The sequence below is a fragment of the Pectobacterium carotovorum genome (assembly GCA_016415585.1).
GTDB classification, from domain to species: domain Bacteria; phylum Pseudomonadota; class Gammaproteobacteria; order Enterobacterales; family Enterobacteriaceae; genus Pectobacterium; species Pectobacterium carotovorum_K.
On the sequence record CP066552.1, the window covers coordinates 1915715 to 1938465 of the forward strand.

The window sequence follows — 22751 nt, forward strand, 5'->3', positions numbered from 1 at the left end:
TCAGGCGTCTTTGATGCGCCACATACAATAGATAGAACCAACGATCATCAGCAGCGCGAAGAAGAAGACGGCGTGATAGTTCCAAATTTCAGCAACAATTCCAGCCAGTGAGCCGGAGATGATCCAACCAACGCGTGTTGTATTGGTAAATAGCGTGGTGGCCGCGCCTGCCTGTCCGGGCATCAAGTCCTGAAAGTAAAGCATGCCGATTCCAGCCAGAATGCCAATAAAGATCGCGTTCAGTACCTGTAACGCCAGCAGCGCTATTTCGCCATCAAGAACCAGTAAGCCGCCGAAGAACAGCAAACCAGAGGCAACGGCAAGCCGCATCAGGAAACGTTTACCGAAGCGTTTGGCAACGTAACCCGCAATCAGCATCACCGGAATTTCCAACCCTGCGGCCACACCCATCATGATACCTGCCAGCTTTTCCGGCAGATGCAGTTCATGCACCAGATACAGCGGCATATTAATGAGGTAAATGCCGTTGCAGGTCCACATCAAGGTACAGGCTACGAATAGCAAGAGCGTGTCCCGACGGTTGCGGCGCGGTGATTCCAGCGTGGAAGTGGTCTTTTCCACGGCTTTGGGCATGGAAGGCAGAAAGAGTTTGACCAGAATGCCGCACAAGATAAAGACGACAGCGGCGGTCAGGTACATCGTCGTGAAGCCAAATCCCAGTGCCAGCGCAAAGGCGATAGGCGGGCCGACAACCCAGGCGAGAGAAATTTGCGCGCGGAGGATGGAGCTGAACATCGCCGCTTCACGACCGGTTTTATCCGCGTGCTCCCGCGCCAGTGCAAAAAGCTGTGGGTTCGCGGTCGAGCCGAAGCTGCTCAGCAATACGCCGATAAAGAGCAGAATAAAGTAGTTACGGTTCCATGCAAACAGCATGCAGGCCAGTGCGCCCAGCAGGCAGCAGACGAAGATCAGTGATTTGCGATCGCCCTGACGGTCCGAACGCGTAGCCAGCATTTGGCTGACGACAATGCCGATAACCGCGCTGCCGGTATAAAACATCCCGACTAAGAAAGGACGAGCCTGTACTTCGCTGGAAAGAAAGAGGCTGAGCGTAGGAAGTTGCAGGGCACCGGCCGTTCCGGTCAAGAAGGCTATAACTAAAAATGCTGACGATGTCAGGTCAAGCGGACGTCGCGTTGTGTTTGCAGGAGTGAACATAAATTGATAGCGCTTGGAAAATAGGCAGAGGCTGTCGAGCGCGACATAGTACTCGGGTTTATAATGAAACAGAAATCTTGTTTCATTATTTTTCGTCAGCACGGCTTCAGCCATTGGGTGATTTTTGTTGGCGGGCTGCGCGTCATCCACGTTAAAATGTGCGTGATGTCAAAATTCTGTTACGTCAGCAGCGCAGAAAGCTTGCATAAATGGCGTAATAGAATGAGACTTTTGAAACGTTTCAGCGGAATTTTTTTTGAAACGCCCTAACAATCGACACATTTTTTTCTCATAAAAGCTGAAACGATTCAACTTTCAGCAAGAGAGGAGTGCCATGTTCCAGTTGTCACAGCAAGATATTCATTTGGGCGCAGCGGCCAGCACTAAGCAGGAAGCTATCCAGCTTGTTGCTTCAGCACTGACCGAGGCCGGGTGCGTTAACGCAGGGTATGTCGACGGCATGCTACAGCGCGAACAGCAAACATCCACCTATTTGGGAAGCGGCATTGCTATCCCTCACGGCACAACCGATACCCGCGATCTGGTATTGAAGACCGGGGTTCAAGTATTTCAGTTTCCCCAGGGTATTTCCTGGGGTGAAGATCAAACCGCCTACGTGGTGTTGGGGATTGCAGCCCGTTCTGATGAACACCTTGCGTTGCTGCGTCAGCTGACTCACGTCCTGAGTGACGATCGCGTCGCGGCACGTCTGGCAAGTACAACTTCAGCAGAAGAACTGCGTAGCCTGCTGATGGGCGAGCAGCAACTGGCGGAGTTCCACTTTGATACCTCGCTGATTGCGCTGGACGTGGCGACCGATAACCTGCTGACGCTTCAGGCGCTGAACGCGGGTCGTCTTCAGCAGGTCGGTGCAGCAGACGCCAGCTTCGTCAGCTCCGCAGTCAGCAACAAGCCGCTGAATCTGGGGCAAGGTGTGTGGTTCAGCGATAGCGCTGTCGGCAACCTCAGCAGCGCGGCGGCAGTGGCGCGTCCGGCTACGCCTTTCAGCGTTGACGGTGAAAACGTGGCCTTACTGGTGACGGTGGCTGCGGCTGACGATCAGGCTTTTGCGCCGATCGATTACCTGAGCAACCTGCTGATTGCACAAAAAGCGGAACGTCTGCTGACGGCTGATGCACCGACGCTGCTGGCTTTACTGACCAGCGACGTACCGGAAGAAAGCGAAGTGCTGACGGCAGAATTTACCATTCGCAACGAACACGGCCTGCACGCGCGTCCGGGAACGATGCTGGTGAACGTGATCAAGCAGTTCACCAGTGAGATTACCGTCACCAATCTGGATGGCACAGGCAAACCGGCAAATGGCCGCAGCCTGATGAAAGTCGTCGCGCTGGGCGTGAAGAAAGGTCACAAACTGCGCTTCACCGCCAGCGGTAGCGATGCGGAACAAGCACTTGTCGCGATTGGCGAGGCGATTACGTCCGGTTTGGGCGAGGGGGCAGCATGAGCAGGAGAGTAGCCACAATCACCCTGAATCCAGCTTATGACCTGGTTGGCTATTGCCCGGAAGTTGAGAAAGGCGAAGTCAATCTGGTTCAGACAGCGGGTCTGCACGCCGCAGGCAAAGGTATCAACGTTGCCAAGGTGCTGAAAGATCTCGGGATTGATGTCACGGTAGGTGGCTTTCTGGGTAAAGACAATCAGGATGGTTTTCAGCAATTGTTCAGCGAGCTGGGCATTGCCAACCGTTTCCAGGTTGTGCCAGGACGTACGCGTATTAATGTCAAATTAACCGAAAAAGATGGCGACGTAACCGACTTCAACTTTTCCGGTTTTGAAGTGACACAGCAGGACTGGCAGCGTTTTGTCAATGATTCGCTGAGCTGGCTTGGGCAGTTCGACATGGTTGCGGTGAGCGGCAGCTTGCCTGCTGGCGTCGATCCTGATGCGTTTACCGACTGGATGTCGCGTCTGCGCACGCAGTGTCCTTGCATTATTTTCGACAGCAGCCGTGAAGCGCTGGTGGCGGGACTGAAAGCCTCTCCTTGGTTGGTGAAACCAAACCGCCGGGAGCTGGAGATATGGGCTGGGCGTAAATTACCTACGCTGGCTGATGTGGTAGATGCCGCCCACGCGCTGCGTGAGCAGGGTATCGCGCATGTTGTGATCTCACTGGGTGCGGAAGGCGCGCTGTGGGTGAATGCATCGGGTGCGTGGCGGGCATTGCCACCGGCCTGTGATGTGGTAAGTACGGTAGGTGCGGGCGACTCCATGGTTGGGGGGTTGATTTATGGCTTATTAATGCGTGAGTCCAGTGAGCACACTCTGCGTTTGGCTACGGCGGTTTCAGCGCTGGCCGTCAGCCAAAGTAATGTTGGTATTACCGATCGTCCTCAGTTGGCCGCAATGATGGCGCGTGTCGACCTCAAACCCTTTAACTGATACAGCAGGAGATAAACAATGAAAACGCTGCTGATTTTGGATAAATCACTGGGCCTGGCGAGAAGCCAACTGGTGAAGAACCTACTCGGCGCTGCCGCTGCGAAAGCAGGGGTGACGTTTACAGAACAAGCTAACGACGCTGAACTGGCGATCGTTCTGGGTGCGTCCGCTGCGGCGGATAGCGCACTGAATGGCAAGCAGGTTTATGTCGGTGATATCGAACTGGCTGTTTCGCAGCCGGACGCCTTCTTGGCGAAAGCGCAGGCTGAAGCCACGGTCTATCAGGCTGCGGCGTCAGCTCCTGTTCAGCAGCCTGCGGCTGCCAAACGTATTGTTGCAATAACGGCGTGCCCGACGGGTGTCGCGCACACGTTTATGGCGGCAGAAGCGATTGAAAGCGAAGCGAAAAAACGCGGCTGGTGGGTCAAAGTGGAAACGCGTGGCTCCGTTGGCGCGGGTAACGCGATTACCCCAGAAGAAGTAGAACAGGCCGATCTGGTGATCGTTGCTGCGGACATTGAAGTCGATCTGGCGAAGTTTGCCGGTAAGAAAATGTATCGCACCTCGACCGGACTGGCACTGAAGAAAACGGCGCAGGAGTTAGATAAAGCGCAGGCTGAAGCTAAAGTGTATCAGCCATCCGGGCAAGCCAGTGCGTCAAGCGCTAGCGAGTCTGGCCAGAAGGGCGGAGCAGGCCCGTATCGTCACCTGTTGACCGGCGTGTCTTACATGCTGCCGATGGTGGTGGCGGGCGGTCTGTGTATCGCGCTGTCGTTTGTCTTTGGTATTGAAGCCTTTAAACAGGAAGGTACGCTGGCAGCGGCGCTGATGAAGATCGGCGGCGGCTCTGCCTTTGCGCTGATGGTGCCAGTGCTGGCGGGCTACATCGCATTCTCCATTGCGGATCGTCCGGGCTTAACGCCGGGTCTGGTTGGCGGGATGTTAGCGGTGAGTACGGGAGCGGGCTTCCTTGGTGGGATCATTGCCGGTTTCCTGGCAGGTTATATTGCCAGAGCGATCAACAATAAACTGATTTTGCCGCAAAGTTTGACTGCGCTAAAACCGATCCTGATTATTCCGCTGTTCGCTACGTTGATCACCGGTCTTATCATGATTTACGTCGTTGGTACGCCAGTGGCGAAAATCCTGACTGGCCTGACAGGCTGGCTGCAATCCATGGGCACGGCGAATGCGGTGATTCTGGGTGCGATCCTGGGTGCGATGATGTGTACGGATATGGGCGGGCCGGTTAACAAGGTGGCTTACGTCTTCGGTACGACCTTGCTCAGTAGCCAGATTTACGCACCGATGGCCGCCGTTATGGCTGCCGGTATGGTGCCACCGCTGGCAATGGGTCTGGCGACCGTGCTGGCAAGCAAGAAATTCAACCCGACCGAGCGTGAAGGCGGTAAAGCGGCGTTTGTATTGGGCCTGTGCTTTATTTCCGAAGGGGCGATTCCTTATGCGGCGCGTGATCCAATGCGCGTTCTGCCTTGCTGCATCATCGGTGGCGCACTGACTGGTGCGCTGTCGATGGCGGTGGGCGCTAAGCTGATGGCACCACACGGTGGTCTGTTCGTGCTGTTGATTCCTGGCGCGATTACCCCAGTTATTGGCTACCTGTTAGCGATCATTGCGGGAACCGCAGTGGCTGGCGTGCTGTACGCGCTGCTGAAACGCTCTGATGAACAACTGGCGAAAGTCGCGTAAGTTTGACTTTTACGATGCAGGAAACGGCGTCGTGAATAAAAAGTAATGCCATAACACAAGGATGTGGATGAGATAGCGCCAGTTGGGTAAACCAACTGGCGCTTTTTACTATTATGGAGTCAAGAAGTTAACTAGCACTGTGCTTCGGACTTGAGCCAGGCGATTTCGTCGGCCCAGATATCGGGATTGATCGTTTCCAGAATCATCGGGATACCATCAAAGCGGGCATCTTTCATGATATAGCTGAAAGCGGTTTTGCCGATATTGCCCTCCCCCAGGCTATGGTGTCGGTCAACACGGCTGGCGAACGCGCTTTTGGCATCATTTAAATGCATTCCGCGCAGATAGCGAAACCCAACAATGCGATCGAATTCAGCGAAAGTGGCTTCGCAATCGGCTTCCGTCCGCAGGTCATAACCACCGGCGAAAGCATGGCAGGTATCGATACAGGCGCCGACGCGGCTTTTATCTTCTACGCCGTCGATGATGGCTGCCAGATGCTCAAAGCGGAAACCCAAATTACTGCCTTGCCCGGCGGTATTCTCAATCACGGCGGTGACGCCATCCGTTTCCGCCAGCGCGATATTGATAGACTCGGCGATACGTGCAAGGCAGTCCGCTTCCTCTATCTGTTTCAGATGGCTGCCGGGGTGAAAATTCAGCAGGCTTAGCCCAAGCTGCTGGCAGCGGGACATTTCATCAATAAACGCGCTGCGAGATTTATCCAGCGCTTCGGCGTCCGGGTGACCCAGATTAATCAGATAGCTATCGTGGGGCAAAATCTGTGCTGGCGTATAGGCGTACTGCTCACAGGCGGTTTTAAAACGGTCGATGACCTCTGTACTGAGCGGCGCGGCCTGCCATTGGCGCTGATTCTTGGTAAATAAAGCGAAAGCCGTCGCTTGTATCTCATGTGCGCGAATCACGGCCTGATCGACTCCGCCAGATGCGCTAACGTGCGCCCCGATGTATTTCATGTTGGTCTCCTCTGATAACGGAGACATTATGCAGGTTAATGATACGTTAACAGGTAAATAATTTATCGTTAGCCGAATAAATGTTCGAAGAACAGATTAATGCCCGCACCGCCAACGACCAGCCAGAGAAACAGAACGAGTGCCAGCAGCAGCGGCTTTGCACCTGCCTGCTGGATGGCGCTGAAGCGGGTCGTGAGCCCCAGCGCCACCATCGCCATGGTCAACAGCACATTATCGAGCTGTACCAGCTGCGTGACGAGCACAGTAGGAAGTAGCTGGAAGGAATTGAAGGCGGCTACGGCAATAAACCCCAGAGCAAACCACGGAAACATCAGTGGAATCGCGTCTTCCGCGTTACTTTTTTGCGTCGTTTTTTTCAGATAAAACCCAAGAATGAGAAGAAAAGGGGCCAGCATCATCACGCGCAGCATTTTGCTGATGACGGCGATGTTCTCTGTTGCACCATCAATGGCATGTCCTGCGGCAACAACCTGAGCGACTTCGTGTATCGTTGAGCCAAAGTACAGGCCGACGATCTGGGGTGTGATGTCAATCCAGTGATGATCGAGATTGAGCTGATAGAGCCACGGGTACAAAAACATCGCCGTCGTACCGAAAATCACCACGGTAGAAACCGCGACGGCAATCGCATTGCTGGATGCTTTGACCACGGGCGCGGTTGCCATGATCGCCGCCGCACCGCAGATGCTGCTGCCAGCGCCGATGAGCATCACGGTTTCATTGTCGAGTTTCAGCCAGCGTTTGCCTATCCAGCAGGCGAGTAGAAACGTCAACGTGACGACGGTAAGATCGACCGCGACACCGGTAAAGCCAACGGCAGCAACCTGCTGAAAGCTGAGGCGAAAACCATAAAGGATGATGCCCCAGCGGAGTAAATGCTGTTTGGCCCATTGCACGCCAGGATCGCACAGAGGGTGAAGACGCGGATAAACGCTATTTCCCAGCACGATCCCACTCAGGATCGCCAATGTCAGTGAACCGGGTCCCCAATGGGCGATTTTCGGAATATTTGCCAGCCAGAGGAGCGAAAAAGTTATTAAACTTACTAACAGCAGACCGGGCAATCGCGCTTTTGCTCCATCGGGTGGGGCTATCGTAGGTAATGTCGCAGGAAGAGCCATGGATGTAGTGCCTATTCTGACCGTACCGAAAATTGAGAAGCCAGCTTATAATCCACAAGATTAAAAGAGAAATTGATTATATATTTATAACCTATAAGTATTTTAGATAAAGAGCGCACTATGCATATCACGTTACGTCAACTGGAAGTCTTTGCCGAAGTCCTGAAAAGTGGTTCAACGACACAGGCCTCCGTTGTGCTTGCACTGTCTCAATCGGCCGTCAGCGCGGCTCTGGCGGATTTAGAAGGGCAGTTGGGTGTTCAACTTTTCGATCGCGTTGGCAAGCGTCTGGTGGTTAATGAACATGGCCGCCTGCTGTATCCCAAGGCACTGGCACTGCTTGAACAATCGATGGAAATTGAGCAACTGTTCCGGCGTGATAACGGAGCGCTGCGTGTGTATGCCAGCAGCACCATCGGCAACTATTTATTACCTGCGATGATTGCCCGCTATCGTCATGACTACCCTGATATTCCGCTAGAGCTGCATGTTGGCAATACGAAAGATGTGATCACCCGCGTATCTGAATTCAGTGTCGATTTGGGCTTGATCGAAGGGCCTTGCCATCACCCCGATTTGATTACACAGCCCTGGCTGGAAGATGAGCTGGTGGTGTTTTGTTCTCCCGAACATCCGCTCAGCCGCGGTTCTGTATCATTAACGGCGCTGGCGGATGCGCACTGGATCCTGCGTGAACGTGGCTCAGGCACGCGCGAAGTGCTGGATCACCTGCTGCTGACGCACCTGTCGCATTTCCATCTGGTGATGGAGCTAGGTAATTCAGAGGCGATTAAACATGCGGTTCGCCACGGGATTGGCATCAGTTGCCTGTCACGGCATGTCATTGCCGAGCAGTTGGCGTCAGGTTCGCTGGTGGAGTTGAAGGTGCCGCTGCCTAAACTCACGCGGACGCTGTATCTGGTTCATCACCGACAGAAGCATCTTTCAAATGTGCTGCAGCGTTTCTTGAGTTATTGCTGCGAAACGCCATAGCGAAAATATTTTCTGCTGCTAATAATCGGACGTGAGTTATTAACCTCTCTTATAACTCGACGATCTTAACTATTCAGCACAACGCTATTTGCTACAATCCCGCCTCGATTTTTAGCACGAGCACGCAGGATAACAATGGCTCAGCACGATATTCAACAAACTACACAGGGCGCACCGACCCTGCGCCGTGAACTGAAAGCACGGCATTTAACGATGATCGCCATTGGCGGATCGATTGGCACCGGGTTATTTGTCGCGTCTGGTGCGACGGTTTCACAAGCAGGCCCGGGTGGCGCACTTCTGTCTTATGCCCTGATTGGGTTGATGGTTTACTTCCTGATGACCAGCCTGGGTGAACTGGCGGCGTTCATGCCGGTTTCCGGTTCGTTCTCCAGCTACGGTTCTCGCTATGTAGAAGAAGGGTTCGGTTTTGCGCTGGGCTGGAACTACTGGTACAACTGGGCGGTGACTATCGCAGTCGATCTGGTGGCGGCGCAGCTGGTCATGGGATATTGGTTCCCCGACGTCTCCGGCTGGATCTGGAGTGCGCTGTTCCTGGCCCTGATGTTCCTGCTTAACTACATTTCCGTGAAAGGATTTGGCGAAGCGGAATACTGGTTCTCACTGATTAAAGTGGTCACGGTCGTCGTTTTCATTGCCGTTGGCGTGATGATGATTACGGGCATCATGAGCGGTGCGGAAAATGCTGGATTCCACAACTGGGAAATTGGCGATGCGCCGTTTGCTGGCGGCTTCTCTGCCATGATCGGCGTGGCGATGATCGTCGGCTTCTCTTTTCAGGGAACGGAACTGATCGGCGTGGCGGCTGGAGAATCTCAGGAGCCAAGCAAGAACATTCCGCGTGCCATCCGTCAGGTTTTCTGGCGCATTCTGCTGTTCTACATCTTCGCGATTCTGATTATCAGCTTAATCATTCCGTACACCGATCCAAACTTGCTGCGTAATGATGTAAAAGACATTACGGTGAGCCCGTTCACGCTGGTGTTTGAGAACGCGGGCCTGCTGTCTGCGGCGGCGGTGATGAATGCGGTCATCCTGACGGCGGTGCTGTCGGCGGGTAACTCCGGGATGTACGCCTCTACGCGTATGCTGTTTACGCTGGCATCGGAAGGGAAAGCACCGCGCATTTTCGCCAGGCTGTCAAAAGGCGGTGTGCCGCGTAATGCGCTGTACGCAACTACGGTGGTGGCGGCGCTGTGTTTCCTGTCTTCTTTATATGGCAACCAAACGGTTTACCTGTGGCTGCTGAATACCTCCGGTATGACAGGCTTTATTGCCTGGCTGGGGATCGCGATTAGCCATTACCGGTTCCGTCGCGGCTATGTTATGCAAGGTCATGACCTGAATCGTCTGCCTTATCAATCGAGCTTTTTCCCGCTGGGGCCGATCTTTGCGTTTGTGCTCTGTCTGATCATTACGCTGGGTCAGAACTATCAGGCGTTTCTGGAAGATAAGATCGACTGGTATGGCGTGACGGCAACGTACATCGGTATCCCGCTGTTCCTGCTGATTTGGTTCGGCTATAAGCTGTATCGTGGAACGCGTTTCGTTAAGTATCAGGATATGACGTACCCCGATCATAAAGACTAAATCGTAAGAATGCGGTTAACCAACTCTGCTTTTTTATCTTAGAATCACCTCTCACGAACACCGCTGATAACATATTTATCAGCGGTGTTTTTATTTGGCAAAACTCGTTTTTTTATCAAATATTCTGAATAATATTGTTGCTGCGTATACCTTTCTGACTGTTTTTATTCTTCCCGATTAGCGTTTTCGCGCTACTAAAATCAGAATTTATAAACCGTAGTTAAACGAAATTAAAAATGCTAATACTTATCATTTACGTTTAAATGCATTCCTTTACACTATTTTTTGCAAAAAAACTCAATAAAATAACGAGGAATCATGAAAGGACATTCTCTGATTAATCTCAAGAGTGCAGTGGCGCTGGCTCTGGCGGCAACAACAACAAACGTCGCGGTAGCCGCAGGTAATGATGATGTTTTGGTCGTTACAGCGAGTGGTTATGAGAAAAAGTTGACGAACGCTCCAGCCTCCATTTCTGTCGTCAGTGAAGAAGAGCTCTCTCAAAAAAGCTATCACGATCTGGGTGAAGCCTTAAGTGGCGTGGAAGGGGTTGATGTGCGCAGCGGCACGGGTAAAACCGGTGGTCTGGATATCAGCATTCGCGGTATGCCAAGCAGTTATACTCTGATTCTGATCGATGGCGTACGCCAGAACGCCAGCGGAGATACAACACCGAATGGTTTTGACACTATGAATACAGCGGTGATGCCGCCGTTGTCAGCCATTGAACGTATTGAAGTTATTCGTGGGCCGATGTCGACGCTGTATGGTTCTGATGCGATTGGTGGTGTGGTCAACATTATTACAAAGAAAAATAGTAAACAGTGGAGTGGCAGCATTAATCTGTCACATACGGTGCAGGAACACCGTAAATGGGGCGACAGCTCAACGCTAGGATTCTATACCTCAGGCCCGTTGGTGAACGAGCAATTTAGTTTGGCGTTACGCGGTAATCTGGAGCATCGACAGGCCTCCAGTGTGACCTCATTGAATAATAGTGGTGGTGATACCCGTATTCCCTTCCCGACGAAAACGGATAACTACAATGTGGGTGGGAAGTTGAGTTTCAAGACCAGCGAAGCGAATACGCTGTGGGTTGATGGCGATGTTTCGCGCCAGACTTATGATAATAACAACAGCCAATTGGGGCCGATTGGGATCACCGGCGGTGGTTATCGCGATGAGTTGCGCTTTGAGCGTAATAAGCTGTCGATTGGGCATGATACCGATCTGTCGTTTGGACGTTGGAGCTCGAACCTTTCCTATGCTGTGACCGAAAACAAAGGTCGCTTACTGACACCACGAGTGTTGAATACCGCTAATGCAAACCTTGCTGGTCGCGACCGCGAACTGAAAAATACCAACACTATCTTTGATACGATGCTGGTGTCGCCAGTCGGGGAAGATCATCTGCTAACGGTCGGAGGGCAATTTTGGAATGCACGCCTTAAAGACGGAATTGTGCTGGCAAACAGTGGCGAAACGTTCGAACAAAAAAGCTGGTCACTGTATGCGGAAGACGACTGGCAATTACTCGACCCATTGTCACTGACAGTAGGTGCCCGCTATGAGAAACATGATAGCTTCGGCGGCCATCTTAGCCCACGCGCTTATCTGGTGTGGAATGTTGCAGATGATTGGACGGTAAAAGGTGGCGTGAGTACCGGATACAAAGCGCCTTCTTTGGCACAATTGCATAACGGCGTCAGCGGCGTTGGCGGAAATGGAACAACGAGTACGATCGGTAATCCGAATCTTAAGCCGGAAGAGAGCACCAACTTTGAAACCGGGGTGTACTACGCGAACCCAGCAGATGTGAAGGCGAACATTACCGGGTTCGTTAACCATTATAAAAATGCGATTGATTCAGTTGAACTCAATAGTTCAACGGGGACGTATCGCAACATTGGCAAAGCCAGAACGCAAGGCGTGGAGCTGGCGACATCCTTCCCGGTAGTTGTGCCGGATATCACTCTTGCCTTGAACTATACCTACACACATAGTGAACAAATCGGTGGAAACAATCCCGGTGCGGCGTTAACTACCACGGCTAAGCATATGGCAAATGCCCGGCTGAATTGGAAGATTGATGAGCAGTGGAATAGTTGGTTGGCGGCAGAATATCGAGCTAAGACACCACGGTTTACGACCAACTATACGAATCTGAATGCGGCTCAAAAGCTAGTATATGACGATCGGGGGGCCGATCTGAAATCCTGGACGGTGGTGAATTTGGGTACTTCGTATAAATTAACGAAGGATGTTACGCTGAATGGCACGGTGAACAATTTGCTGGATAAGGATTTCTCTCAGGTACAGGCCTATACATCGGGTCGTAACACGTACTACGCTGGCGATTATTTCGGTAGTAGCTCTTTTACCTCAGGTTATGTCATGCCAGGTCGTAACTATTGGCTATCAGTAAACGTCAACTTCTGATGTAGCACCTCCCCGGAATGGGCCAGCTCATTCCGGGGCATTACGACCCTCGCTTGCTTCCTCTCTCCAACGACATGTCACCACTTCTGCGGTTTTTCTCGCGAATGTATTCTTTATGATTAACAACGGGGCTTAGTTGTTACCCGCTATTATGGTTATCTCTTTGCTGATGTCATGATAACAATGAGCAGCCTGATTTATTTTTTTTGTGATATTTCTGAATATCGACGCTAACAATGTCGATGAATGAAATTCATTATATTAGGTATTGTTAATTGCTTTAATGCTGACTACGCTTCACGTTACGGAGTGATGGATTTCCGATGAGGCAGGAAGTGTAACGTTATTAATACGTTCGTTGTCTTGTGTCATACAGAGAATTTAATTCATTATTTTTGTATGAGAATACCTGTCGTGATTGACGACTGCGGAGCCCTTGATATCTGCAAGCGGAAATCAGTGTATGAATAGCAACCAGGGCACGATGATGTTAAAAATTACCTTTTTGGATAAAGGCTCACTGCCTGAGACCATTTTCCTGAAAAAGACGAGTTTTAGGCGTCCACAGTGCCGCCATGAATGGATTGAATATAACTATACCTCGCCCGATCACGTTATCGCCCGAGCAAAAGACACCCACGTTATCATCACGAATAAAGCCCTATTAACGCGAGACACCTTGGCCGCGTTGCCTGCGTTGAAGCTGATTGCCGTAACGGCAACGGGAACGGACAATATCGATCTTGTTGCTGCCAAAGAACTGGGCATCACGGTCAAAAATGTACCGGGCTACTCGACGCAAGCCGTATCCGAGCACGTGATTGCCATGATTTTTGCGCTAAAGCACAGCCTGATGGCGTGGTATCGCGATCAACTGAGCGACCGCTGGGCCAGCCAGTCGCAATTTGCGTATTTTGATCATCCGGTTAAGGACATCGCGGGTGCTACGCTGGGCATCATCGGTGCGGGTGCGATTGGACGGGAAGTCGCACGTCTGGCGCAGGCGCTGGGGATGAAGGTGATTTTTGCCGAGCACCGCGGAGCCGCACAGTGTCGCGCTGGGTATCTGCCGTTTGAAGACGTTCTGCGGCTGGCGAATGTGATTTCACTCAACTGCCCGCTCAATGCGAGCACGCAGCATCTGATTAATGCGGAGACGCTCGCACTGTGTAAGCCCACCGCGTTTATTATTAACACCGCCAGAGGCGGACTGATTGATGAGCGCGCGCTGGCAGAAGCTTTGCAGCAGCGCGTCATTGCCGGTGCTGCGCTAGACTGTCTGACGCAAGAACCGCCAGCAAAAGACAATCCATTGATGGCCGCGGCGAAAACCCTGCCTAATCTTCTGATTACTCCGCATATCTCCTGGACTTCTGCCTCATCGCTGCAATTACTGATGGAAAAGACGATTGAAAATATTGATGAGTATGCTCAGCAGAACGGATACAAATAAGCTGTAATTTGATTTCGCCGGGTATGAAGGAATATTGCCCGGCAGAGGAATGATGATATTCATCAATTTTAATTGATTATCAAAATTGAACGTTTCATCGGTTCGAATTTTTCCCTGTCGATTATCTCTGCCGCCCTCGCTATATCGGCAGGGAATGAAAGCGGCGCACGTCAGACCTAAAGTGACAACGTTATTATTTGTGATTATTCCGAACCACTCTTGATTGTATGAGCGAATATTTATTTCTTAATAATAACGGAAGTAAATAATAGAGTGAATGCAGTGATATTTTTCGGCGGCAAAACGCCGCGTAATGAAGAAGGTATTGGTGAGCTGTATTATGAATCCGCCCCGAATTCGGATGAAGGGGGCGGAAGCGAGAAGGTACTGAAACGAGACGTTACTGAAAGCTATAGCTATTAGCGCTTCTGGATATACGTCATGGCTAGCGCGAGTGCCAGAACTAGACCTTTGATGATATCCATCGCGTAATAAGGCACGGAGAGCATCACCAGTCCATTCTGCAAGACGCCAAGAATAACGGCACCGAGTAGCGTACCCAGCGCGTTCGGCTTGCCAGATCCCGCCAGCGAGAAACCGATGTAGGCCGCGGCAACGGCATCCATCAAATAGCCGCCCCCAGCATTGACCTGCGAAGAGCCGATGCGTGATGCCAGTAAGATACCGCCCAGCGCCGCGAGTAGTGAAGAAAACACATACGCCTGTACCCGATAACGCGCCGTGCGAATGCCCGCCAGCCGCGCGGCTTCTGGGTTGCCGCCGATGGCATACATCCGGCGGCCGTGCTTGGTGAGAGACAGATACAGCTGCACCAGTAACGTAACCGCCAGCATGATGACAACAATGACCGGCACCTGACCTAATGTGGCAAAGAATTCAGGAATGACGCCTTCTGCCATTTCACCGCTGGGCAGCACCATGTTCTGCGTGATGGAACCGCCATAGCTGTAAGTCATCGCCACGCCCTGAATGACGAACAGACTGGCGAGCGTCGCCAGCATATCGGGAATCTTGAGCACGACGATGAGGAAGGCGTTGAATAGCCCGACCAGCGTACACAGCAGCAGCGTCAGGACAATCGCGCCAGTAGTGCCGAATCCATGCCAGACGAAAAGCGAGATAACCAGCGCATTAGCCAGCGAGGCTGTCGATCCTACGGAAAGGTCGAATCCGCCCACGGACAACGAAATAGAAACACCAATGGCAATCACCGTAACGATGGCGATAGAACGCAGAATATTGATGATGTTGTACGGGTCGAGAAAGTTGTCCGACGCCAACCCGAAGAGCGCAATCAGGGCCACAACCGTGATCAGCATGCCCCATTTATAGAGAAACTCGAAAACGTGGTGACGGAAGGGGAGCGCCCCGTTAGATGAAAGTGGCTGACTCACGCGGGAGTTCCTCCAGTTGAATATAAAAGTAGGGTTTCTTCGTCAATCTCAGCGGCGTTCAATTCAGCGACAATACGGCCATCCCATAGCACGCAGATACGGTCGCAGAGCCCGACGAGTTCGGAAAACTCGCCCGATGCATAAATAATGCCTTTGCCCTGACGAGCAAGGCCGTCAATCAGTGTGAACAAGTCCTGTTTAGCCTTGATATCGACGCCTTTAGTGGGTTCATCAAAAATCAACACCTGTGCTTCACTGCGTAGCCACTTGCCGATAGCCACTTTCTGCTGATTTCCACCCGACAAGCGTGCCAGTTTTTGCGCCGGACCGGTGGTGCGAACGGCAAGTTGCTCAACAATCTGTTTCGCCCAGCCCAATGCCTTGCGACGGCTGAACAGGCCCCAGCGGGAAAAGCTATCGGTGGCGGTGATACTGAGATTCATGGTGACGGATTCATCAATAAAAATGCCTTCTTTGCGCCGCTCTTCAGGAACCAGGGCCAGACCCTGTTCGACGGACTGGTGCGGTGAATGCGGCCGCCAGGGTTTACCACGATATTCACCCTGTGCGATCTGGCAGGGTTCCGCGCCGAACAGCGCTTTACACAGCTCGGTTTTCCCCGCGCCCGCCAGCCCGGCAATGCCCAGAATTTCCCCTTTGTGCAGCGTGAGAGAAATATTGTGCAGTAGCGTTTCGTCGTGTAAACCGGTGACCTGAAGCAGCGTCTCTGTGGCAGGGGTTGTTCGGCGTGGCGGGAAGATATCGTCGAGCCGATGCCCCAGCATTCTCTCTACAATCTCTTCGCCGCTGAGCCCCTGCATCGCACCGCTGCTGACAAACTCGCCGTCACGCAGGACGGTCAACGTATCGCAGATTTCGCTCAACTCATGAATACGGTGGGAAATAAACACGATCCCGATACCATCGGCCTGTAAACGGCGTACTACCTCGAAGAGGCGCGCGCTTTCGGCCTGATCCAGCGGGGCGGTGGGTTCATCCAGAATCAGGAAGCGACACTCATGAGATAACGCACGGGCGAGCAGAATTTGCTGTTTCTCCGCGAGCGAGCAGGTATCCAATCGTTGGCGAACATTGAGGTGAACGCCAAGCTGGTCAAGCAGCGCCTGCGCCTGACGATAGATCTGCGGCCAACTCAGCAGATGTCCGTCCTGCGCCAGCGTATCCAACATAATGTTTTCCGCCACGGACAGCGTGGGGACCAGTGCGACATCGACTTCCTGCTGCACCAGATGAATGCCGTATCGCTTGGCATCACGCGGTGAATGGACGTCGACCTGCTTACCATTAATCAGAATGTCGCCCTGATAGTGATCGTAAGCGCCTGATAAGATCGTCATGAGCGTGGATTTACCCGCGCCGTTTGCGCCAGTCAGGGCATGAATCGAACCACCTTCCAGTGTGAAATTAACCTGCTTGAGGGCGTGGAAACCAGAAAAGGAGATGGAAATGTTGTGCATTTCCAGTCGGCTTTGGGAGGTAGGAATCATGGTCGGTAACGCTCTTGGCGGTCAAGGTCATGAAATAACGGAAAAGAAAGGTAGCACATATCCCAGAGAATTTAATACAGCTTCAAGTGTTTGAGAGTTATTGGCTATGAACGAAAAGGCATAAATTAAATAAAAAAGTTCTTAAGCTGGCGCAGGCAAGTGAATAAGATGGGATTATCAATAGAGTAGCGCAGCAGATTCGGCTGTCAGACAAACATAAGATAAGAGCCGTGCTCAAGAGAAGGCACGGCGAGGAAGATTCAAACATGCACACAACGACAGTCCGCGTACAGGTTGGCCCTGCCAACTATTTCTCTTTCCCCGGCGCTATCGATAAGCTGCTGGAGTTTTATCCGCCAGACGTGCTGAAAAACGCGCTGTGGATCTACGGTGAGCGGGCGATTGCTGCGGCTCGACCGTATTTACCAGCAGAATTTGAGGCGCCTTCAGCCCGCCGCGTCCGGTTTGGCGCGCATTGTAGCGAAGGAGAAGTTGCAAAACTGGTGGCGCAAGCGGGTGATGAGTGTCAGGTCGTCATTGGCGTCGGCGGCGGAGCGGTGTTGGATACCGCGAAGGTCGCCGCGCGTCATATTGGCGTGCCGCTGGTGGCGATTCCGACTATTGCAGCGACCTGTGCGGCCTGGACGCCGCTGTCCGTGTGGTATAACGATGCCGGGCAGGCGCTGCGCTTCGAGATTTTCACTGATGCTAACCATCTGGTGCTGGTGGAACCACGGATTATGCTGGCGGCACCGGTGGAATATCTGCTGGCTGGCGTCGGTGATACGCTGGCGAAGTGGTATGAAGCCGTCGTTCTCAGTCCTCAGCCGGAAACGCTGCCACTTTCAGTTCGGCTGGGCTTACAGGCCGCGCTGGATATCCGCAATGTATTGCTGCAACAAAGTGCAGCGGCGCTGGAAGCCGTCGAGCGTGGTGAACTGACGCAGGATTTTCTGGATGTCGTGGATGCGATCATTGCCGGAGGCGGCATGGTTGGCGGGTTGGGTGAGCGCTACACCCGCGTGGCGGCGGCGCATGCGGTTCATAACGGTTTAACGGTGTTGCCTCAAACCGAACGCTTCCTGCACGGCACCAAAGTGGCTTATGGCATTCTGGTACAAAGTGCGTTACTGGGCGATAACGACACATTGCTCCAGTTGAAGGAGGCGTTTAAGGCGTTTGGTTTGCCGACCTCGCTGGCTGCGCTGGATGTGGATATTCACGATCGCGCTGCGATTCAGGCCGTTATTGTTCGCACGTTGCAGGCGGGTGAATCCATTCATTATCTGCCGTTGACGCTCAATGAAGAGGTCTTGCTGGCCGCGTTTAACACCGTTGAGTCTACTGGGGAATAACCGGGTAGAAAGAGGATGGCGGAGAGGATTCTCCGCCCCAAAGACTTTATCTCTAAAAAACCATGCTTTATCTTTAAAAACTACTGCGTTTTCTCGTAGGGGAATGAATTTTTGATAAAGTTGGCGTAGTAACGGTACTTCGTCTTGCTTGCCATCAGCTCTTCATAAATCATGCGTGCGACGCCGCTATAGAGATAGATGCTCCCATTCAGCAGTTCGACTTCCAACTGGCTTTTTTCTGCATCGTACCCGACTGAAAACAACTCTGTTGATGAAACTCGTTTTCTCTGCAAAATTAATCACTCCCAACGTATCAATACCGCATCCTGACGATATACCACCTTTTGGGTTTTCTAACCATATTGTGTTATAGCTCGAAATATATCGGGGTTAAACAGCAGCATATCTTTATTAGATCATGAATAATCAGTAAACGCTCACAGAATTCTTGCTCTGTCGCCCATCGACCCGCTTTGTTTGTCGTCGATAAGGTGATATTCCGATCGCACCATTAATCCTGAGCAATAGCCCGTTGAAAAGCTGGCTGGCTTTCTATCCGCTCAATGTATTGTTTGATGTGCGGGTAGTGGCTGAAATCCAAACGTGTTTTCGCCAACACCAGCGGGACTGCCATTTGGATATCGGCACCGCTGAGCGACTCTCCCGCAAACCAATCTTGTTTAGTTAAATGCTGTTCGATGAACTGAAGTTGCGTCGTCAGCCGCGGCACAATAAAGACCTGCTCGATGCTTTGCACAATTTTGCGCGCAATAGGGCGGATGAAAAACGGCATCGGTGCGGATTCTGTTTTCGCCAATACTAAACGCATCACCAGCAGCGGCATGAGGGAACCTTCGGCAAAATGCAGCCAGAAGCGATAATCCAGCAGGGCTCGCCCGCTCTGTGGACGGAGCCTGCCGTTGCCGTAATTTTCAATCAGGTATTCCACAATGGCTCCGGATTCGGCAATCGTCAGTTCGCCATCGGTAATCACCGGCGATTTCCCTAGCGGGTGGATTTGTTTGAGTGACGCCGGGGCGCTAAACGTTTTTGGGTCACGGGCGTAGCGAATGATTTCATAGTCAACGCCCAGCTCTTCCAGTAGCCAGGTCGCGCGGGTTGAGCGGGATTTTTCGAGGTGATGAACATGTATCATCAAGATTTCCTTTTTGTTTGTCTTGGTTCCGTTATTCAGCACGGTGCAGGTGTGTGATTGTTTTACTGAGATTTGCTGTAACAGGGAAGTGAAAATAGCACTCGGGAGACATCTCCCGAGTGCGGTTATCAGCTAGATGAGCATAGCCCATTATTCGTATCGCGATTATGCATACAACTATTTATGCGTACAAATAGTGGGCGTGGAAACGCAGGTGATCTTCGATAAAGCTAGCAATGAAGAAATAGCTGTGGTCATAGCCAGACTGTGTCCGCAGCGTCAGCGGCCAGTCATACTGGCTTGCCAGCGCTTCCAGTTTCGCCGGTTGCAGCTGGTCGGGGAGGAATTGATCGCAATCGCCCTGATCAACCAGCATAGGCAGCTTCTTCTGGCTATTCGCCAGCAAATGGCAGCTGTCATACTGCAACCACTGTGTTTCATCCTCGCCGAGGTAGGCGGTAAGCGCCTTGCGCCCCCACGGAACCTGGCTTGGGTTAACGATCGGTGCGAACGCCGACGCAGACAGGAATTGGTCCGGGTTGCGTAGCGCCAGCATCAGCGCACCGTGCCCGCCCATTGAATGCCCACTGATGGACTGACGGCTATTCACGTTAAAATGTTGCTGGATCAGCGCGGGTAATTCGCTGCTGATATAGTCATACATCCGGTAGTGTGCCGCCCAGGGTGCCTGCGTGGCATTCACGTAGAATCCCGCGCCCTGACCCAGATCGTACCCAGCATCGTCCGCTACACCATCGCCGCGCGGGCTGGTGTCTGGCATGACCAGCACCAGACCCAGCTCGGAGGCCACGCGCTGTGCGCCGGCTTTTGTCGTAAAATTTTCGTCATTGCAGGTTAACCCAGACAGCCAGTAAAGCACGGGCGGCGGCGTGTCATCCTGTGTCGGTGGCAGATAAATGCTGAACGTCATGGTGGTGTTCAGCGTTTCTGACACATGGCGGTAGCGCTGTTGCCAGCCGCCAAACATACGGTGTTCTTCCAGCAGTTCCAGTGATGAATTCATCGCTGTACAGCCTCCTTTATTCTGTTCCTGACGGTGGTGCATTAACCGAAATGAATCACTGAGCGAATCGATTTGCCTTCATGCATTAAATCGAATGCCGTGTTGATCTCGTCCAGCCCCATGGTGTGGGTGATGAAGTCATTCAGCGGGAACTCACCTTTCAGGTAACGATCGACAATGCCTGGCAGCTCGCTACGACCTTTCACGCCGCCGAAAGCAGAACCGCGCCATACGCGACCGGTCACCAGTTGGAACGGACGGGTTGCGATTTCTTCGCCAGCGCCTGCCACGCCGATGATGATGGATTCACCCCAGCCTTTATGACAGCACTCTAACGCGGAACGCATGACATTGACGTTACCGATACACTCGAAGGAGAAGTCAACGCCGCCATCGGTCAGTTCAACAATGACGTCCTGAATCGGCTTATCGTAATCTTTTGGGTTGATCAGATCGGTAGCACCCAGTTTACGCGCCAGATCGAATTTGCTGGTGTTGAGATCGATACCGATGATGCGTCCGGCACCTGCCATTTGCGCCCCGATAATCGCCGACAGACCAATGCCGCCGAGGCCGAAAATCGCAACCGTATCGCCTGCTTTCACTTTTGCGGTATTCAGCACGGCACCCATACCGGTGGTGACGCCACAGCCCAGCAGGCAGACTTCTTCCAGCGGCGCTTCTTTATTCACTTTCGCCAGCGAAATTTCAGGCACGACGGTGTGCTCTGCGAAGGTGGATGTGCCCATGTAATGGAAAATCGGCTGGCCGTTTTTGGAGAAGCGAGTGGTGCCGTCCGGCATCAGGCCTTTGCCCTGCGTGGAGCGAATAGCCTGGCACAGGTTGGTTTTGCCAGAGCGACAGAATTTACATTCGCCACATTCTGGGGTGTAAAGCGGAATAACGTGATCGCCGACGGCAACGCTTGTCACGCCTTCCCCAATCGCCTCCACAATCCCGCCGCCTTCATGACCAAGAATCGCTGGGAACACGCCCTCAGGATCTTTGCCGGACAGCGTGTAGGCATCCGTGTGGCACACGCCAGTTGCGACGATGCGTACCAACACTTCCCCTTTCTGTGGTGGCATCAGATCCACTTCTTCAACCGACAGTGGCTGGTTGGGACCCCAGGCGATGGCGGCGCGGGTTTTAATCATTTGCATGGTGGAGACTCCTAATGGCATTCCGTTATGGGTTGTAAGTTGAATGACAGGACGTAGCATTGCTCACTGTATCGTCCTCTCTTGAAAAGGGTCGTTCATGGAAAATAATGGGTTCATTCCGACTGAACGGGTGGTTCAATCATGCTGCTCTGTTCAATAATGAGCTTTTTAAGCGCTTCGACATTTGGGCCGAAGGCGTCGCGTCGCCAGACAAGCCAAGTAGACGCGGCGGCGATATCGGGCGGTAATTCATGTATCTGAACGCGCGCGCCAGCGGGCAGCGATTCAAGGACGGCATAGGGGAGCATGGCGAGTCCGGCACCGCTAGCTACACAGGCAAGCATGGCATGGTATGAGTGGATTTCCATGATCGTGCTGGGCACCACGCCATCCTGCCGGAACCAGTTCTCAAGGCGCTTTCTGTAAGAACAGCTGGGGCGGAAGGCAAACAACGTATCGTGGCTGGCATCCCGTGCATGGGTAATCGGCGCATGCGTCGTGTCCGATATCAGCACGAGTCGTTCCGTAAAACATGAACAGCCATTCAGCTCATCGTAGACAACGGGGCCGTCAACTAACGCGGCAGCCAGCGTTCCCGCTCGCACACGCTCAATGATTTCCCCCGATGTACCGGTGCTCAGGGACAGTGAAACATTGGGATAGCGCTGATGATAAGCCGCCAAGAGCGTAGGCAAACGGGTTGCCGCAGTGCTTTCCATCGAACCGAGTGCGAAATTACCGGCGGGTTCACCCGTGCGCGTCATGCTGATCGCTTCTTCGCTAAGTGCCAGAATGCGCTGCGCATAACATAAGAAATTGTGCCCAATAGGGGACAGGCGCAGGCGCTGTTTCTCACGGATAAACAGATCGGTGCCCAGTTCCAGTTCCAACTGGCGCAGCCGCGTGGTCAGATTTGAGGGGACTCGATGAAGCTGTTCTGCGGCGCGCGCGACGGAGCCCGTTTCGGCGACGAGACAGAACATGCGAAGCTGGGTCAAATCCATATCTTTCTCTTTTCGTAATGAACTGGTGTTTGATTATTCATTTTTTGTGAAGTGTAGCGGCAAGCTGAGCATTTCGCAACTGGCTTACGCCACACTGACGTGAACGCAACGTAAACCCAGCGCGATGAGATGTGCTCGCAATGATGAAAATGACGGGCGTAATTATCATCAGAATTAATATTCGAACGGAGAAAGAGAAGAAAGCGATAAAATGATCGC

Annotated in this window: 19 protein-coding genes; 9 read left to right on the top strand and 10 right to left on the bottom strand. The window is 52.6% G+C overall.

The window, feature by feature from the left end; translation table 11 throughout:
• A complete protein-coding gene (gene setB / locus JFY74_08570; protein ID QQG30059.1) occupies positions 1 to 1179 on the bottom strand; it encodes a sugar efflux transporter SetB in 1179 nt (392 codons plus the stop codon).
• Between the two features lie 334 nt (positions 1180 to 1513).
• On the opposite strand from setB, the gene fruB reads away from it, so the two are divergent.
• From fruB to fruA, 3 genes are read left to right on the top strand one after another with little or no spacing between them, the layout of a single operon-like run.
• Positions 1514 to 2647, top strand: coding sequence for a fused PTS fructose transporter subunit IIA/HPr protein (gene fruB, locus JFY74_08575; GenBank protein ID QQG30060.1), 1134 nt, complete (start codon positions 1514 to 1516; stop codon positions 2645 to 2647).
• A complete protein-coding gene (fruK, locus tag JFY74_08580) occupies positions 2644 to 3582 on the top strand; it encodes a 1-phosphofructokinase (protein QQG30061.1) in 939 nt (312 codons plus the stop codon). Before fruB ends, fruK begins: the two co-directional genes overlap by 4 nt.
• An 18-nt stretch (positions 3583 to 3600) precedes the next feature.
• Positions 3601 to 5292, top strand: coding sequence for a PTS fructose transporter subunit IIBC (gene fruA, locus JFY74_08585; GenBank protein QQG30062.1), 1692 nt, complete (start codon positions 3601 to 3603; stop codon positions 5290 to 5292).
• 131 nt (positions 5293 to 5423) lie between these two features.
• Here the strand turns inward: fruA and nfo are convergent, their stop codons facing one another.
• Together nfo and JFY74_08595 are read right to left on the bottom strand one after the other, a co-directional pair.
• Positions 5424 to 6269: a deoxyribonuclease IV gene (nfo, locus tag JFY74_08590; protein ID QQG30063.1), complete on the bottom strand. Its 846-nt coding sequence runs from the start codon at positions 6267 to 6269 to the stop codon at positions 5424 to 5426.
• 68 nt (positions 6270 to 6337) lie between these two features.
• A complete protein-coding gene (locus JFY74_08595; GenBank protein ID QQG30064.1) occupies positions 6338 to 7411 on the bottom strand; it encodes a YeiH family putative sulfate export transporter in 1074 nt (357 codons plus the stop codon).
• A gap of 120 nt (positions 7412 to 7531) precedes the next feature.
• On the opposite strand from JFY74_08595, the gene JFY74_08600 reads away from it, so the two are divergent.
• The 5 genes from JFY74_08600 to JFY74_08620 all read left to right on the top strand — a co-directional run bounded on the left by JFY74_08600 (position 7532) and on the right by JFY74_08620 (position 14330).
• Positions 7532 to 8404 (top strand): LysR family transcriptional regulator, encoded by an 873-nt coding sequence (locus JFY74_08600; protein ID QQG30065.1) that lies wholly within the window; start codon positions 7532 to 7534, stop codon positions 8402 to 8404.
• A gap of 135 nt (positions 8405 to 8539) precedes the next feature.
• A complete protein-coding gene (locus JFY74_08605; GenBank protein ID QQG30066.1) occupies positions 8540 to 10015 on the top strand; it encodes an amino acid permease in 1476 nt (491 codons plus the stop codon).
• Between the two features lie 318 nt (positions 10016 to 10333).
• A complete protein-coding gene (locus tag JFY74_08610; GenBank protein ID QQG30067.1) occupies positions 10334 to 12454 on the top strand; it encodes a TonB-dependent receptor in 2121 nt (706 codons plus the stop codon).
• Positions 12455 to 12917: 463 nt separating this feature from the next.
• Complete coding sequence (locus JFY74_08615; protein QQG30068.1) at positions 12918 to 13907, top strand: 2-hydroxyacid dehydrogenase; 990 nt, start codon at positions 12918 to 12920, stop codon at positions 13905 to 13907.
• A gap of 273 nt (positions 13908 to 14180) precedes the next feature.
• Positions 14181 to 14330, top strand: a complete 150-nt coding sequence (locus JFY74_08620) for a hypothetical protein (GenBank protein QQG30069.1) — start codon at positions 14181 to 14183, stop codon at positions 14328 to 14330.
• Here JFY74_08620 and JFY74_08625 read toward each other — a convergent pair.
• Together JFY74_08625 and JFY74_08630 are read right to left on the bottom strand one after the other, a co-directional pair.
• Positions 14327 to 15322: an ABC transporter permease gene (locus JFY74_08625; GenBank protein ID QQG30070.1), complete on the bottom strand. Its 996-nt coding sequence runs from the start codon at positions 15320 to 15322 to the stop codon at positions 14327 to 14329. The genes JFY74_08620 and JFY74_08625 overlap by 4 nt on opposite strands.
• Positions 15319 to 16830, bottom strand: a complete 1512-nt coding sequence (locus JFY74_08630; GenBank protein QQG30071.1) for a sugar ABC transporter ATP-binding protein — start codon at positions 16828 to 16830, stop codon at positions 15319 to 15321. The genes JFY74_08625 and JFY74_08630 overlap by 4 nt, the downstream gene beginning before the upstream one ends.
• Before the next feature lie 266 nt (positions 16831 to 17096).
• Between JFY74_08630 and JFY74_08635 the strand changes: the two genes are divergently transcribed.
• The gene (locus tag JFY74_08635) at positions 17097 to 18185 is read left to right on the top strand and encodes an oxidoreductase (GenBank protein ID QQG30072.1); all 1089 of its coding nucleotides are present in this window, start codon (positions 17097 to 17099) and stop codon (positions 18183 to 18185) included.
• An 80-nt stretch (positions 18186 to 18265) separates the two neighbouring features.
• On the opposite strand, the gene JFY74_08640 is transcribed toward JFY74_08635, so the two are convergent.
• From JFY74_08640 to JFY74_08660, 5 genes are all read right to left on the bottom strand, one after another.
• Positions 18266 to 18478 (bottom strand): KTSC domain-containing protein, encoded by a 213-nt coding sequence (locus tag JFY74_08640; protein QQG30073.1) that lies wholly within the window; start codon positions 18476 to 18478, stop codon positions 18266 to 18268.
• Between the two features lie 218 nt (positions 18479 to 18696).
• The gene (locus tag JFY74_08645; protein QQG30074.1) at positions 18697 to 19341 is read right to left on the bottom strand and encodes a glutathione S-transferase; all 645 of its coding nucleotides are present in this window, start codon (positions 19339 to 19341) and stop codon (positions 18697 to 18699) included.
• Positions 19342 to 19522: 181 nt separating this feature from the next.
• Positions 19523 to 20353 carry an S-formylglutathione hydrolase gene (gene fghA / locus JFY74_08650; protein QQG30489.1) on the bottom strand — a complete coding sequence of 277 codons (831 nt, stop codon included), beginning with the start codon at positions 20351 to 20353 and terminating at the stop codon, positions 19523 to 19525.
• 53 nt (positions 20354 to 20406) lie between these two features.
• Complete coding sequence (locus JFY74_08655; protein QQG30075.1) at positions 20407 to 21528, bottom strand: S-(hydroxymethyl)glutathione dehydrogenase/class III alcohol dehydrogenase; 1122 nt, start codon at positions 21526 to 21528, stop codon at positions 20407 to 20409.
• A gap of 113 nt (positions 21529 to 21641) precedes the next feature.
• Complete coding sequence (locus JFY74_08660; GenBank protein QQG30076.1) at positions 21642 to 22532, bottom strand: LysR family transcriptional regulator; 891 nt, start codon at positions 22530 to 22532, stop codon at positions 21642 to 21644.
• Positions 22533 to 22751 lie beyond the last annotated feature (219 nt).

Excerpts from the sequence above, each read along its gene's own strand:
- JFY74_08595 (QQG30064.1), bottom strand. The coding sequence starts at position 7,411 with ATGGCTCTTCCTGCGACATTACCTACGATAGCCCCACCCGATGGAGCA.
- JFY74_08600 (QQG30065.1), top strand. The coding sequence starts at position 7,532 with ATGCATATCACGTTACGTCAACTGGAAGTCTTTGCCGAAGTCCTGAAA.
- JFY74_08630 (QQG30071.1), bottom strand. The coding sequence starts at position 16,830 with ATGATTCCTACCTCCCAAAGCCGACTGGAAATGCACAACATTTCCATC.
- JFY74_08605 (QQG30066.1), top strand. The coding sequence starts at position 8,540 with ATGGCTCAGCACGATATTCAACAAACTACACAGGGCGCACCGACCCTG.
- nfo (QQG30063.1), bottom strand. The coding sequence starts at position 6,269 with ATGAAATACATCGGGGCGCACGTTAGCGCATCTGGCGGAGTCGATCAG.
- fruB (QQG30060.1), top strand. The coding sequence starts at position 1,514 with ATGTTCCAGTTGTCACAGCAAGATATTCATTTGGGCGCAGCGGCCAGC.
- setB (QQG30059.1), bottom strand. The coding sequence starts at position 1,179 with ATGTTCACTCCTGCAAACACAACGCGACGTCCGCTTGACCTGACATCG.
- JFY74_08635 (QQG30072.1), top strand. The coding sequence starts at position 17,097 with ATGCACACAACGACAGTCCGCGTACAGGTTGGCCCTGCCAACTATTTC.
- fruA (QQG30062.1), top strand. The coding sequence starts at position 3,601 with ATGAAAACGCTGCTGATTTTGGATAAATCACTGGGCCTGGCGAGAAGC.
- JFY74_08655 (QQG30075.1), bottom strand. The coding sequence starts at position 21,528 with ATGCAAATGATTAAAACCCGCGCCGCCATCGCCTGGGGTCCCAACCAG.
- JFY74_08615 (QQG30068.1), top strand. The coding sequence starts at position 12,918 with ATGAATAGCAACCAGGGCACGATGATGTTAAAAATTACCTTTTTGGAT.
- JFY74_08610 (QQG30067.1), top strand. The coding sequence starts at position 10,334 with ATGAAAGGACATTCTCTGATTAATCTCAAGAGTGCAGTGGCGCTGGCT.
- fruK (QQG30061.1), top strand. The coding sequence starts at position 2,644 with ATGAGCAGGAGAGTAGCCACAATCACCCTGAATCCAGCTTATGACCTG.
- JFY74_08645 (QQG30074.1), bottom strand. The coding sequence starts at position 19,341 with ATGATACATGTTCATCACCTCGAAAAATCCCGCTCAACCCGCGCGACC.
- JFY74_08660 (QQG30076.1), bottom strand. The coding sequence starts at position 22,532 with ATGGATTTGACCCAGCTTCGCATGTTCTGTCTCGTCGCCGAAACGGGC.